This window comes from Parafrankia discariae, from assembly GCF_000373365.1.
GTDB classification, from domain to species: Bacteria; Actinomycetota; Actinomycetes; order Frankiales; family Frankiaceae; genus Parafrankia; species Parafrankia discariae.
Genome location: NZ_KB891235.1, coordinates 1 through 13,641 on the forward strand (window position 1 = coordinate 1; position 13,641 = coordinate 13,641).

The 13,641-nt window shown below is 71.1% G+C and carries 9 protein-coding genes; 2 read left to right on the forward strand and 7 right to left on the reverse strand.

The genetic code is table 11. The features are described 5' to 3' along the window. Positions 1-577 precede the first annotated feature (577 nt). Entirely contained in the window at positions 578-3,007 is a 2,430-nt protein-coding gene (locus tag B056_RS0123490) for a CaiB/BaiF CoA transferase family protein (protein ID WP_018504306.1), read from the reverse strand. A 1-nt stretch (position 3,008) separates the two neighbouring features. Beyond that, positions 3,009-4,553 carry an AMP-binding protein gene (locus B056_RS0123495; protein WP_018504307.1) on the reverse strand — a complete coding sequence of 515 codons (1,545 nt, stop codon included), beginning with the start codon at positions 4,551-4,553 and terminating at the stop codon, positions 3,009-3,011. A gap of 187 nt (positions 4,554-4,740) precedes the next feature. Here B056_RS0123495 and B056_RS0123500 point away from each other — a divergent pair, with 187 nt between their 5' ends. Together B056_RS0123500 and B056_RS0123505 are read left to right on the forward strand one after the other, a co-directional pair. Beyond that, positions 4,741-5,133 (forward strand): Zn-ribbon domain-containing OB-fold protein, encoded by a 393-nt coding sequence (locus tag B056_RS0123500; protein WP_026240055.1) that lies wholly within the window; start codon positions 4,741-4,743, stop codon positions 5,131-5,133. Between the two features lie 32 nt (positions 5,134-5,165). Next, positions 5,166-6,368, forward strand: a complete 1,203-nt coding sequence (locus tag B056_RS0123505; RefSeq protein ID WP_018504309.1) for a thiolase family protein — start codon at positions 5,166-5,168, stop codon at positions 6,366-6,368. A 119-nt stretch (positions 6,369-6,487) separates the two neighbouring features. Here the strand turns inward: B056_RS0123505 and B056_RS0123510 are convergent, their stop codons facing one another. The 5 genes from B056_RS0123510 to B056_RS0123530 all read right to left on the reverse strand — a co-directional run bounded on the left by B056_RS0123510 (position 6,488) and on the right by B056_RS0123530 (position 13,373). Further along, on the reverse strand, positions 6,488-8,938 hold the full coding sequence (locus B056_RS0123510; protein ID WP_026240056.1) for an endonuclease/exonuclease/phosphatase family protein: 2,451 nt from the start codon (positions 8,936-8,938) through the stop codon (positions 6,488-6,490). Positions 8,939-9,122: 184 nt separating this feature from the next. Further along, positions 9,123-10,328 (reverse strand): ABC transporter ATP-binding protein, encoded by a 1,206-nt coding sequence (locus B056_RS0123515; RefSeq protein WP_018504311.1) that lies wholly within the window; start codon positions 10,326-10,328, stop codon positions 9,123-9,125. 8 nt (positions 10,329-10,336) lie between these two features. Continuing rightward, positions 10,337-11,230, reverse strand: coding sequence for a carbohydrate ABC transporter permease (locus B056_RS0123520; protein ID WP_018504312.1), 894 nt, complete (start codon positions 11,228-11,230; stop codon positions 10,337-10,339). Continuing rightward, the gene (locus tag B056_RS0123525; protein ID WP_018504313.1) at positions 11,230-12,126 is read right to left on the reverse strand and encodes a carbohydrate ABC transporter permease; all 897 of its coding nucleotides are present in this window, start codon (positions 12,124-12,126) and stop codon (positions 11,230-11,232) included. The genes B056_RS0123520 and B056_RS0123525 overlap by 1 nt, the downstream gene beginning before the upstream one ends. Next, on the reverse strand, positions 12,123-13,373 hold the full coding sequence (locus tag B056_RS0123530; protein ID WP_018504314.1) for an ABC transporter substrate-binding protein: 1,251 nt from the start codon (positions 13,371-13,373) through the stop codon (positions 12,123-12,125). Before B056_RS0123530 ends, B056_RS0123525 begins: the two co-directional genes overlap by 4 nt. Between the last annotated feature and the right edge of the window lie 268 nt (positions 13,374-13,641).

The window sequence follows — 13,641 nt, forward strand, 5'->3', positions numbered from 1 at the left end:
TTCTCGGGTGTGGTGACGGTGCTGTCTGAAACGGTCTGTGGTGTTGTCGGGTGGGCAGGTGGATCCCGGGGCGGCGGGTCTGGGGCCGTGCCCGGGTGTGGCGGTCGGCCGGATGGACCCCGAGGGCCGGGGTGGGAGGTGCTGGTCGGCCAGCATGGTCTTCCAACGGCGCCGCCGGTACGGCCCCCAAGGGACCGGCAGGCCCCCCGAGCTGGGGTTCTGTCACTCTCGCTGGGCGTGGAAAGGCCCGGCCCGGGGGCGGTGGGGCGGGTGGTGTCTCATCGGGGCCCCGCCGGGGAAGGCTTGCGGAACGCAGCTCAGGCTGATCCGTCAAGGGTCCGGCGGGAACGGACACGCACGGCCCTTTAGTCGCGCGAACGGAACACCCCACCCCGTGGCGAGAAACCGGACACGGCGTCAGATCACCCGACACCGACCGGCGGGAACCACGCCACCGCACGCGCGCCACGGCAACCAGATCACCCGACGCCGACCACCAGAACCACGCCACGATCAACGCTTCGGTGAGATCGGCCAGCCGCCGACCTCACCGAAGCGGAACAGGCGCGCCCCCCGGTCAGGTGAGTCTGCGCAGCTCGGGCAGTCCGTCCGGCAGGCAGAGGACGTTCGCCTCGGCCAGCTCCTTCATCTCCGGCTCGGTCAGCCCGAGGCCGGCGAGGATCTCGACGGCCTGGGAGCCGATCGGCCCGGGGTTCGTGCCCACCACCGGCGGGGTCTCCGACAGCCAGCGGCCGATGCCCGGCCTGGGAACGTCGGTTCCGCCCGGGCCGCGCTCGAAGTAGACCACGCCGCGGTGGTGCAGGTAGTCGACCGCCTGGTCGATGGAGACGACCACGTGCGCGGCGACGCCGGCCGACGCCAGCCGCTCGATCCAGGAGGCGGCCTGGCGCCGCGCGAAACGCGCCTCCAGGTCACGGGCCAGCGGGCCGCCCGGGTCCGGCCAGCTCTCGGCGCCGTCCTGGCCGTCGGCACCGGCCACGCTTAGGAGAGCCGCCAGTTGCCCCGGCCGGGCGGCCAGGAAGAACCAGCTGTCCCGCGCCTGGTAGAAGCGGTACAGCGCGCTGCTGCCGTACTCGTTGCGCAGCACGTCCGGCCCGTCCGCGCTCCCCCGTGCCTGCGCGCTTTCCGGTGCCTCCGCGTTACCCGGTGCCTCGGCACTCCCCCATGCCTCCGCTACGAGGTACGAGGCCTGGTGGAACGTCGACCCCTGGGCGAGCGAGGCGCCCACCTGCTGGCCACCCCCGCCCTTCAGCCGGGCGAAGAGGGCGACGGCCACCGCGTAGGCACCGAGAATGCCGGTGCCGGCGTCGTTGATCGGTGTCGGCTGGTAGAGCGTCCACCCGAAGCGGTGCCCGTACCGCCAGCTCATGCCCGTGGCCGCGTTGCACTGGTTCTCGTAGCCGCGGCGGTGCGCCCACGGCCCGCTCAGGCCGTAGGCGGTGATGGAGCAGTGCACCAGCTCGGGGTTCAGCCCGCTGACACGCTCGTAGTCGATGCCGTAGCGGGCCTGCGACGTCGGTGTGAAGTTGGTGACCAGCGCGTCCGAGCGCCGGATCAGCTCGGCGGTGAGCCGGGCCCCCGGCGCGCTGCTGGCGTCGAGGAGCACGGCGCGCTTGCCGCGGTGCAGCTGGCCGACGATGCCGTCGGTCACCGCGGGCACCGGGTTGCCCACCTTGATCACATCGGCGCCGAAGTCGGCCAGCAGCCGGGCCGCGGTGGGGCCGGCGACCGCCTGGCTGACGTCGAGCGCGGTGAAGCCGCTGAGCGGAAGATCCACCGCGGCGGCGGGGGCACCCGCGGCACCGGTCGTACCCGCCGGCACGGCCGGGTGGCCAGCGCCGGCGGGCGCCCCGCGCAGCTCGGCGAGCAGCGCGTCGCGGTCCTGGTCGGGCAGGTGGCGGGGCCGCGGCGGGGCGGGCGCCCGGGACAGGTCGAAGCTGCGGCCGGGCATCACGGTCGGGCCGGCCAGCGGGTCGTCGAGCGTCAGGACGGTCCCGGAGCGCACCGCCTGTTCGGTGGCGACCCACTGGGCGGGCGTGCGGACCATCGACACCGGCATCCGTGCCCTGGCCGCCACCTCGTCCCACCAGGAGGCCGGCCGGCTGCGGACCAGGTCCTCGAACATCGCGATGGCCTGGTCGCGACGCTCCAGCGAGAAGTCGCGGGCCGCGACGTCGATGAGGCCCAGGCGCTCCCACTCCTCGGCCACCCCCGCCGCGGCGAGGAGGGGGATGACGAACTTGGAGTACGGCGAGAGGTCGATGATCCCGCCGTCCGCGCATTCGTAGGTGAGGTCTCGCAGCAGGTGGTTGTCACCCATCAGCGGGTTCTCGTACACCCGCATCCCCAGCATGGTGCTGTAGGCCTCCGCGAACGCCTCCGCGAGCGGGACCTCCACCCGCTGCCCCCGGCCGGAACGCTCCCGCGCGATCAGGGCCATGACGACCGAGACCGCCCCCATCAGGGCGCCGAAGTTGGACGCCGTCGTGATCGGGGTGAACAGCGGCGCCGCCGGGTCCCGTACCTCCGCCCGCCGGCGGCCCGAGGGATCCCAGTGCTCCCGCAGCGGACGGTAACCGGCCACGGCGGTCTGGACGATGCCCTCCCACGCGGCGAGCGAGGCCCTGGGATCGTCGGCGGCGAACCCCGGCAGCGAGCAGTACACGAGCCGCTCGTTGGTGGCCCGGACCGACGCGGTCCCGAGACCGAGCCGGTCCATGACACCCGGCCGGAAGTTCTCGATCAGCACGTCCGCGCGCGCCACGAGCTCGAGGGCCGTGGCCCGGTCGGCGTCGCGGCCGAGGTCCAGGGTGATCCGCCGCTTGCTGCGGTTGACGTAGGCGTCGACCGGATCGACGGCCCGGTCCGAACCGGGCTGGTCCACGTGCACGACGTCGGCGCCGGCCTCGGCGAGCAACAGCGCGGTCAGCGGACCCGCGAGCTGGTGGCCGAAGTCGACGACGCGGACGCCGGACAGGCCGGCCATGTCAGTTGACCTGCCGTTCGTGGTCTTTCCAGTAGGGCGCCCGGAGCTTGAACTTCTGCAGCTTCCCGGTGGCGGTGCGTTCGAGCACGGTGCGGAGCTCGATGGAGGTCGGACATTTGTAGTGCGCGATACGGTCCCGACAGAAAGTGATGAGTTGCTCCGGCGTCACGGTGGTACCGGGACGGAGCACGACGAGGGCTTTGACGGTCTCCCCCCATTTGGCGTCGGGAACACCGATGACGGCCGCCTCGGCGACATCGGGATGCTGGTAGAGGGCGTCCTCGACCTCGATGGAGGAGACGTTCTCACCGCCGGTGATGATTACGTCCTTCTTGCGGTCGGTGAGAGTCAGCGCCGCGTCGGTGACGACGCCGCCGTCGCCGGTGTGGAACCAGCCGTCGCGCAGGGCTTCGGCGCTCTGGTCGGGCTGGTCCCAGTAGCCGTCGAAGACGTGGTTGGAACGGATGAGGACCTCGCCGGTGGCGTCGGTGGTCAACCGGACGCCGAGGGCGGGCGGGCCGGCGGCGGCCAGCCGACGGGCACGTTCCTCGGTGGGCAGGGCCGCCCAGCCGGGTCGGGCCCGGTTGATCGTGAGCAGCGGCGAGGCCTCGGTCGACCCGTAGATCTGGATGAACTCCCAGCCGAGCTCCTCCTCGACCCGGGCGATCATCGCGCTGGGCGGCGGGGCGCCGGCGACCACGATCCGGACCGTGTCCCGACCCGGGACGAGTCGGTTCTCGGCGACCCGGCGGGTGGCGGCGTCGAGCACGGAGGCGATGACCGCCGGGGCGGCGCACAGCAGGGTGACGCCCTCGGCGGCGACTCGGGCCAGGATCTCCTCGCCGTCGATCCTGCGGATGATCACATGGCTGCCCCCCATCCCGGTGACCGCGTACGGCATGCCCCAGCCGTTGACGTGGAACATCGGCAGGGTGTGCAGCAGCACGTCCCGGTCGCTGACACCGGTGTGCCAGCCGAACGAGGCGGCGTTGAGCCAGCAGTTGCGGTGCGTCAGCCGCACGCCCTTCGGCCGGGCCGTGGTCCCCGACGTGTAGTTGAGGGTGGCCACCGCGTCCTCGTCCGGCTCCCAGCCGGCCGGCGCTCCCGGCGGCGCCGCGGCGAACAGCTCGCTGTCGGTGGCGCCGTCCAGGACCAGCCGGTCCGGCACCTTCGCCTCGGCGAGCGGTTCGGCGTAGTCGGGGTCCACCAGCAGCAGCCGCGCCCCGGAGTGCTCGAGGATGTAGGAGATCTCCTCGGCGCCCAGCCGGTAGTTCACCGGGACCAACACCCGCCCGGTGCCGGACACCCCGTAGAAACAGGCCAGGAAGCGGGCCGAGTTCGGGGACACGATCGCCACCCGCTCGCCGACCCCCACGCCCAGCCGGTCCAGCCCGACCGCCACCCCCCGGGCCCGGCCCGCCAGTTCCGCGTAGGACACCCGGCCCCATGCTCCCGGGCCGCCCGGCTCGTCAACCACCCCCAGGCTGTCCGGGTACACCGTCTCCGCCCGGTCCAAAAAGTCCGACACCGTCAGGGAAACCTTCATCCCCATCCTCCCTCCAGCGAACCGGGTTGACAGTACATGTACTTCAACCTAGTGTAAATATGGACGACGGCGAACCAAGCGGGTAGCCTGGCCGATAAATCCGTCCTGTAGATGTGTCGTGATGCGTGCGTGATTTCCTGGACGCACGCTCGGACGTGGGGAGCATGTGGTGGCGGATCGCAATTCACTGGTGGATCGCATCGCACTGGTGGACTATCTCGTGCTGGATGACGAGCCACATCTAGTCGCGCACGAGTGCGAGCAGTGTTCCGCGCGGTATTTCGACCGCCGTAACGCGTGCGCGGCGTGCGACAACACCACGTTCCGCTCCGTCGACATCCCACGCGAGGGGACGCTGTACACGTTCTCGATCGTGGCGGTGGCCCCGCCGGGTGTCCCCGTACCGTTCGTCGCCGCGATCGTCGACTGCGGCGGGACCCGCGTGCGGGGCAATCTGGTGAACATCGATCCGGATCCGGAGCAGGTGAGGCTCGGGATGCGGGTGCGGCTGACGACCGTTCCGCTCGGCGCGGACAGCGCGGGCGTCGAGGCGGTCGGTTACGGGTTCGAGCCCGCCTGAGCAGGCTCGTCGCGACTAGGGGAAGGTCCGCGATGGCGGAGGACGTCTGGATCCTCGGGATCTCGATGACGAAGTTCGGCAAGCACCCGGGCAGGGACCACGTCGACCTGGCGTCCGAGGCGGCGCTGGCCGCGCTCGCCGACGCCGGGGTCGGCATCAGGGACATCGGCGTGCTCGCCGCCGGCAGCCTGACCGCCGGGAGCTCCAGTTTCGGTCAGCAGATCCAGAAGCAGATCGGCCAGACCGGCATCCCGGTCTACAACGTCGCCAACGCCTGCGCCACCGGCGCCACCGCGCTGCGCGTCGCGCTCCTGGAGATCAAGGCCGGCGAGGCGGACCTCGGCCTGGCCGTCGGGGTCGAGATGCTCTCGGGCGCCGGACTGCTCGGCGCTCCCCCGCGCCAGGACAAGGGCGGAGCCTGGACGCCCACCGGGCGGTTCGGGGCGATCACGCCGCTGGAGGGCAGGGTCGGCACGGACTCGATGCCGGGCGTGTTCGCCCAGATCGGCCTGGAGTACGGCCACCGCTACGGCGGCGCCGACTTCGAGCTCTTCGCCCGGATCGCGGAGAAGAACCACGCGCACTCGACACTCAACCCGCTGGCCGCCTACCAGAAGCGGTTCACCGTCGAGCAGATCATGAACGACGTCATGATCGCCTACCCGAACACCCGTCCGATGTGCTCGGCGAACTGCGACGGCGCCGCCGCGGTGGTCGTCGTCAGCGACCGCAGGCTGCGGACGCTCTCCCCGGAGCAGCGCCGGCGCGCGGTGAAGATCAGCGCCTCGGTGCTCACCAGCGACCCCTGGCAGGAGGCCTGCCAGGTCCTGCCGGACGTCAACACCCTCACCCGGCAGGCCGCGGCACGGGCCTACGAGCAGGCCGGCATCGGCCCGGAGGAGCTGGACCTCGTCGAGCTGCACGACTGCTTCGCCACCGCCGAACTGGTGCACTACGACAACCTGATGCTGTGCGAGCAGGGCGGCGCGGTCGACTTCTTCAATTCCGGCGCGACCTGGCGGGACGGCCGGACACCGGTCAACGTCAGCGGCGGGCTGGAGTCCAAGGGGCATCCGATCGCCGCGACCGGCATCGCCAACATCTGGGAGATCTGCCAGCACCTGCGCACCGAGGCCGGGGACCGGCAGATCGAGGGCGCGCGTGTCGGGCTCGCCCACGTCATCGGGCTCGGCAGTGCCTGCGGCGTGCACGTCCTGGAGAAGGCCGCCAGCTGAGCGGCCCGATCCCCGGGTGGACGCGGAGCCGCCGTGGCTGGTCACCGGGCCCTCCGCGACACCAGAAGCGCCCGTCCCCGTCACGGGGGACGGGCGCTTCTTCTCATCGCGGGAGGGTGCTACGGGACGTCCACCACGGGGTTGCCGGGACGGCAGCGCTCCGGCAGCGGATCGGACCCGCATCCGGTCAGAATCCGGAGGATCTGCGGGTCGTGGTCGCTGGCCTGGTCGGAGAACTCGGCGTTGATGTGCACCACGCCGTACGCGTAGCCCTTGATCGTCGGGCTGAGCAGGATGTGGTCCAGCGCCTGCGAGTTGCCGTCGAACACGTAGCTGTAACGCTCGTTCACCGGCAGGTCGTTGATCAGCGGCTTCAGCAGCGCGCCGTTGTCGGTCAGCGTCGCCAGGGTCGGGCTGAACTGGTAGTCGTTGAGGTCACCCAGCACGACCACGCGGGCGGTGTTGCCGCTCTTGGCCGCCAGGTCGGCGACGAAGTTGCGGACCTCGGTCGCCTGGCTGACGCGCTGGGCCTCGGAGGTCCGGTTCGGCGGCTGCACGGCGGCGCTGAGGGGGTAGTCCCCACCCTTGCTGTTGAAGTGGTTCGCGACGACGAACAGCTGCTTGTCGCCGTCGTACAGAAACTCGCCGACCAGGGGCTTGCGGCTGGCGTTCCAGGCGGAGCTGGTCGGGTTGATGCGGCCCGGGGAGGCCGACAGCATGACCTGGTTGGTGGTCGGGCGCACCTTGAGCACGGTCACCGCCGTGGTCGCGGTGCCGCCGGGACGGTCGACGAAGGTCGTCCGGGCCGGGTTGAACAGGAACACCTGGCGGATGTTGCCGCCGGGGGCGCCGCCGTCGGCGCCGTCGACCGGGTCGATCGAACGCCAGGCGTAGGTCGGGCCACCGGCCGCCGCGATCGCCGCGATGAACCTGGCGACGGTCTGGTCGGCGGCGACGACGCCGCCGCCGCCGGTGCCGTTGTTGTCCTGGATCTCCTCCAGGGCGAGGATGTCGGGCTTGCCGAGGTTCACGACGACGGCCTGGGCCAGCCGTGCGTACTTGGCGTCGGAGTCGGCGGCGGTGAGGTTCTCGACGTTGTAGGTGGCGATGGACAGGTCGCCGGCCTTCTTCGGCGGGGTGACCTTCTGCGACCTGAGGCCGCCCTGGGTGATGGCGCCGAGGGCGGTGGTCTGGACGACGTACCCGCCGAACGACTGGTAGTCGACGACGCCGACCGAGCCGCCCGCGAGGGTGGAGCCGACGTTGGCGGCGGGGGCGCCGTCGAGGGCCTGCAGCAGCAGCCGGCCGCTGTTGGGGTCGTCGTAGGAGACATACGCCGAACCGCCACGCGGGGTCGGGTTCTGGGCCGGCTTCAGGGTCACCCAGAGCTCGCCGAACTCGGTGTCGACCGGGCTGACGAGACGGGTGTCCTGGGCGACGGTGACCCGCATGCCCTCATGGACCTCCAGCCAGTCGAGCACGTAGGAGCCCGGCTCGAGCGGCTGGGCCTCGAGGCTGCCCGTCTTGGTGAAGGCGTCGGGGAAGCTGACCGGGATCGGCGCGGGCAGCGCGTTGCCGCTGGTCAGCTTGACGGTGTTGATCGAGCCACCGAGCTCGGTCAGCGTCTGCGCCCCGGCGACGGGCCGGAACTCGGTGACCCGGCCGGTGGCCAGTACCGAGTCGCCGACGGCGACCTCGGGGGTGGTGCTGCCCGTGAAGACGAAGACGCCCTCGCTGGTCAGCGGGTCGGCGTCGGCCGAGGGGTCCTGCATCCAGTAACCGCGGGAGCTGCCCGTGGCGCGGACGGCGGTCACGATGCCGGGCACGTTGGTGACGCTCTGGCCGACGATCGGGGAGATCCGGCCGGCGCCCTGGACGTCGTGGATCCGGGTGGTGCCGGGGGTCGGGTCGGTGGGGTCGGTCGGGTCGTCGGCGGACACGGTGACACCGGCCGAGTTGGTGGCCCTCGGCACGCCCGAGGTGAAGTCGACCGAGTTGTTGTCGGTGTCGACCAGGGCGCCGCCGCGGGCGTTGGCCGTGCTGTTGGTCAGCCCGGGGGCGGCGAGGGTCTCGACGTTGGCGGTCGCGCCGTAGCCGACGAGGTCCTTGACGTTCGGCGCGGTAGCGCAGCTGATGCCGCAGCCGACCAGCGGGATGGTGGAGGTGACCAGGGCGACGACGCCGGAGGTGGCCGACATCGGGACGCTGCCCGTGGCGTCGGGCGTCGGCAGGTCGAGCGTGCCGCCCGCGCCGGCGGCCTGCCGGATCAGGTAACGGCCGTTGGCCGGGATCGAGCCGGACAGCGCCGTCGACTGGAAAACGGCACCGGCCGCCGAGGCGTACTGGATGGTCCAGCCCGCGACGCTGACCGGGCTGGCGGTGAGGTTCGCCAGCTCGATGAAGTCGTTCTTGATGGTCGCCCCCGAGTTGCCGCCTCCGCCGTAGACGGCGGAGATGACGACGTCGGTCGACAGTGCGCTCGCGGGAGTCGGAAGGGTCGTCAGGGTGGCCCCGACCACTATCGGCAGACTCGCCGCCATGATCCAGCGGCGTGCTCTGAGATGTGCCACAGGTGTTCTGCTCCTAAGGGAAAGAATGTCTCCAGGAGCATGGGGCCTGCCGCGGTCCAGCGAAAGTACATATTTTCATGAAGTGCCGTGATTGCCCTATTTATTCCTCATTTCTTTGCGCCGTGTTTCACTGCTGGTGGGCAGGGATGGGGACGGCGGAATCGAAGGAGCGGGCCGGGCCGCGTCAGGCGGCCGGGGCCGGGGCCGGGGCGTCCAGGTTGCGGCCGGTGTCGGGGTCGAACAGGTGCAGCTGGTGGGCGTCCAGCCAAAGCTCGGCCCGCTCGCCCTCCCGGATCCGGCTGGCCGCGTCGAGCCGGGCGACCACCTGTTCCGCCTTGCCGGACAGCTCGACCGTGCCCGCGTCGTGGGCCAGCTCGTCGAGGTCGGCGGTCCGGGCGCGCCCACCCGCCAGGGTGAAGTAGGCATAGCTGTCCGAGCCGAGCCGTTCCAGCACGTCCACCATGACCGTGAACCGCAGGCCCGGGCGGTCCTTCGTCGGCTCCAGCGCCGCGTCCTCGAAGTGCTCGGGCCGCACCCCGACGATCAGCGACCGGCGGTCGGCCGCCGCCCCGGTCCAGCCGTCCAGCAGCCGGCGCTGGCGCTCGTCCGGGACGATCGCCCCGAGGGGGGTGCGCAGCTCGCCCTCCTCCAGGGTCGCGGGCACGAAGTTCATCGCGGGTGAGCCGATGAAACCGGCCACGAACACGGTCGCCGGCCGGCCGTAGAGCTCGGTCGGCGTGCCGACCTGCTGGATCCGCCCGGACCGCAGCACCGCCACCCGGTCGCCCAGCGTCATCGCCTCGGTCTGGTCGTGGGTGACGTACACCATGGTCGTGCCGAGGCGGTTCTGGATGCGGGACACCTCGGTACGCATCTGCACCCGCAGCTTGGCGTCCAGGTTGGACAGCGGCTCGTCCATCAGGAACGCCTTCGGCGAGCGGACGATCGCGCGGCCCATCGCGACCCGTTGCCGCTGCCCGCCGGAGAGCTGGGCCGGCCTGCGGTCCAGGTGCTCGGTGAGGTCGAGCACCCGGGCGGCCTCCTCGACCAACCGGTCGATCTCCTCCTTCGGCCGTTTCGCCAGCGCCAGGGCGAAGCCCATGTTCTTCCGGACCGACATGTGCGGGTACAGGGCGTAGCTCTGGAACACCATGGCGATGTCGCGGTCCTTGGGCGCCAGGTCGTTGACCACCTTGCCGCCGATCCGCAGCTCGCCGGAGGAGATGTCCTCCAGGCCGGCGATCATGTTCAGGGTGGTCGACTTCCCGCACCCGGACGGGCCGACGAGGATGACGAACTCGCCGTCCGCGATGGACAGGCTGGCGTCGTCCACCGCGAGCCGGCCGTCCGGGAACCGCTTGGTGACGTGGTCGAGAACGATGTCGGCCATGGGCGGGCCTATCCCTTCACCGCGCCGGAGGTCAGCCCGGCGACGATCCGACGTTGGAACAGCAGGACGAAGATGATGATCGGGATGGTGATGACGACGGCCGCCGCCGCGATCGACCCGATCGGCTGGGCGAACTGCGACGCGCCGGTGAAGAACGCGATGGCGGCCGGGACGGTCCGCGACCGCTCCGTCGACGTCAGCGAGATGGCGAACAGGAAGTCGTTCCAGCAGAAGATGAAGACCAGGATCGCGGTGGTCACCATGCCCGGCGCGGCCAGCGGGGCGATGACCCGCAGGAACGCCTGCCGCGGGGTGGCCCCGTCGACCTGCGCGGCCTTCTCCAGGTCCCAGGGGATCTCCCGGAAGAACGCCGACAGCGTGTAGATCGCCAGCGGCAGCGAGAACGTCAGGTACGGGATGATCAGCCCGAGCCAGGTGTCGAAGATGCCGATCTGGCGCCACAGGTTGAACAGCGGGCTGACCAGCGAGATCTGCGGGAACATGGCGATCAGCAGGGCCAGGCCGACGAGCAGCCGCTTGCCGGGGAACTCGAGCCGGGCTATCGCGTAGGCGGCCATCGAGCCGAGCACCACCGCCAGCGCGGTGGAGATGAGCGCGATCCCCAGGCTGTTCAGCAGTGCCCGGGTGAACAGCGACTCGCCGAAGATCTCCCGGTAGTTCTCGAAGGTCCACTCGCGCGGGATGAAGCTGCCGTCGGTGATGCTGTCCGGGGTCTTGAACGACAGCGACACCAGCCACAGCAACGGCACCAGCGACAGCCCGACGATGCCGAGGTTCGCGGCCGACCAGCCGAGCAGCGCGGTACGGTCCCGTACCGGGCGCCGAGCCCGCCCCGCGCCCCGGCCAGTGGCGGGAACGGGAGCCGAGGTGACAGTGGTCATCAGCGGTGGCCCTCCCCACCGGGCGCGGCGGCGCCGAACCCCTTGACGAAAACGAACGCCACGAGTGCCACGACGAGGAAGATGAGCACCGACAGCGAGGAGCCGACGCCCAGGTTCAGCGCCGTGAACAGGTTGTCGTAGCCCAGGATCGACACCGACCGGGTGTCGTACGCCCCGGCGGTCAGCACGTAGATGCTGTCGAAGATGCGGAACGCGTCCAGCACCCGGAACAGCAGCGCGACCAGGATCGCCGGTTTCATCAACGGCAGGATCACCCGGGTCAGCCGCTGCCAGGCGGTGGCCCCGTCGACCTTCGCCGCCCGCAGCAGGTCCTCCGGCACCAGCGCCAGCCCGGCGAGCAGCAGCAGCGCCATGAACGGCGTCGTCTTCCACACCTCGGCCAGGATGATCACGGCGATGCCGTGGACCTGCGAGGTCAGCGGGGCGGCGTCACCGAACAGGCCGGACAGGTAACCGGTGTCAGGTGTCCACGCGTACCGCCAGCCGAACGCGGCGACCACGGTCACGATCCCGTACGGGATGAGGATCACCGTCCGGATCAGGCCGCGGCCGATGAGCGCCCGGTGCATCGCCAGCGCGAGCGTCAGCCCCAGCACGAACTGGATCGTCACCGAGATGACCGCGATGATCACGGTTACCGCGAGGGCCTGCCACCACAGCGACGAGGTCAGCACGGTCGCGTAGTTCGCCAGCCCGACGAACTCGGAGTCGGCGGGGAAGCGCAGGTCATAGCGGTGCAGGGACAGATAGACGGCGTACCCGACCGGATAGCCGGTCACGGCCAGGATGACGATGACCGCCGGCGCGCACAGCGCCCAGCCGAGCCGGCGTTCGGCCCGGGCCCGCGCCGACAGCTCCGCTCTGTTCGCGGTCACGGCACCAGTCCCTTCGACTCGATGGCATCGGCGATCGCCCCGCGCAGCTCCGTCAGCCGGCCGAGACTCGCCGAGGACGGCGGGGAGAGGGTGTGCGCGATCTGCAGTGACACGCTCTGGTAGGCCGGCGTCCGCGGCCGCACGCCGGCGTTCCGCAACGCCGTGTAGATGGCCGACGCGAACGGGTAGCCGCCGTCGATGAACTCCTGGTCGGTGTAGAGGTCCTCGATGGTCGGCGGGAGCCCGCCGTCGATCGCGTCGCGGATCTGGTTGTCCCGGCTGGTCAGGCACTCGATCGCGGTGGCCGCCTCGGCCCGGTGCCGGCTGTGGGCGCCGATCGCGAGGTTGTACCCGCCGATCGTGCTGTGCGACGGCTGACCGGGCACCAGCGTCGGCCACTGCGCCCAGCCGATCCGCTCGGCCAGCTTCGGGTTGTTCTGCCGGGCCGACGGATAGATGAACGGGTAGTTCAACTGGAAGGCGGCCGAACCGGTCTCGAACGCGAGCCTGTTGTCGTCCTCCCGCTGGTTCGACCAGGACGGGTCGGCCGCCGGTGAGTGCGCCAGCGCCCGGATCGCCTCGACGGCCTTCCGCGCCGGCGCGCCCAGCACCACCTGGCTGCCGTCCTCGTTGAGGATCTGGCCGCCGGCCGAGGCCACCAGCGAGTTGAACAGCACGGTGTAGCCCTCGTACTGGGCACCCTGTACCTCGACGTAGTGCGGCTTGCCCTGCTCGGCCAGCCGCCGGGCGTCCGCCAGCATCTCGTCCCAGGTCCGCGGCGGCCGCGGCACCAGATCCTTGCGGTACCACAGGAGCTGGACGTTGGTGTTCAGCGGCACGGCGTGGAGCTGGTTCTCCCAGGTTCCGGTCCGCACCGCGGCCGGCAGCATCCCGTCGGTGAGCCGCCTGGCCTCCGCCGCCGGGAACGGCACCGTCCAGCCGGCTTCGGCGAACTCGGCGGTCCAGGTGACGTCCAGCGTGAGGATGTCCATCGAGGAGTCCTCGGCGGCGAGCCGCCGCACCAGCTGCTGGCGCTGACCGTCCGAGTCGTTCGGCAGCATGTTGACGCCGATCGTGTACCGGCCGTTCGACGCGGCCGAGCAGTCCGCGGCCGCCTTCGCGAACGAGCCGGACGACTCGTTGTAGACGTACCAGGTCAGCCGCACCGGGCCGCGGCCGCCTCCGCCACCGCCGGAACCACCGCAGGCGCCCAGGGCCAGCACCGCCGCCAGTACCAGTGCTCCCACGCCGGCCGCCGTGGACCGGCCGCCCCGACCTCCTGGGGTGCCGCGGCTCAGGACGCCGCGGGCGAATCCAGCCGTTCGCGGACCGTGGCAACGACGCCGGCAGGCGCCATCAGGTTCATGAGATTCACGAGGTTGACGGGGAGATCCGATTCCCATAGGCCGTTCTCACCACCCCACATCGCGCCACCGGAAACGACGCGCCGACAGCGGACGTTCAAAGCCGGAGCAGACGTTCAAAGCCGGATGGTGACCGGCTACCGCACCGACG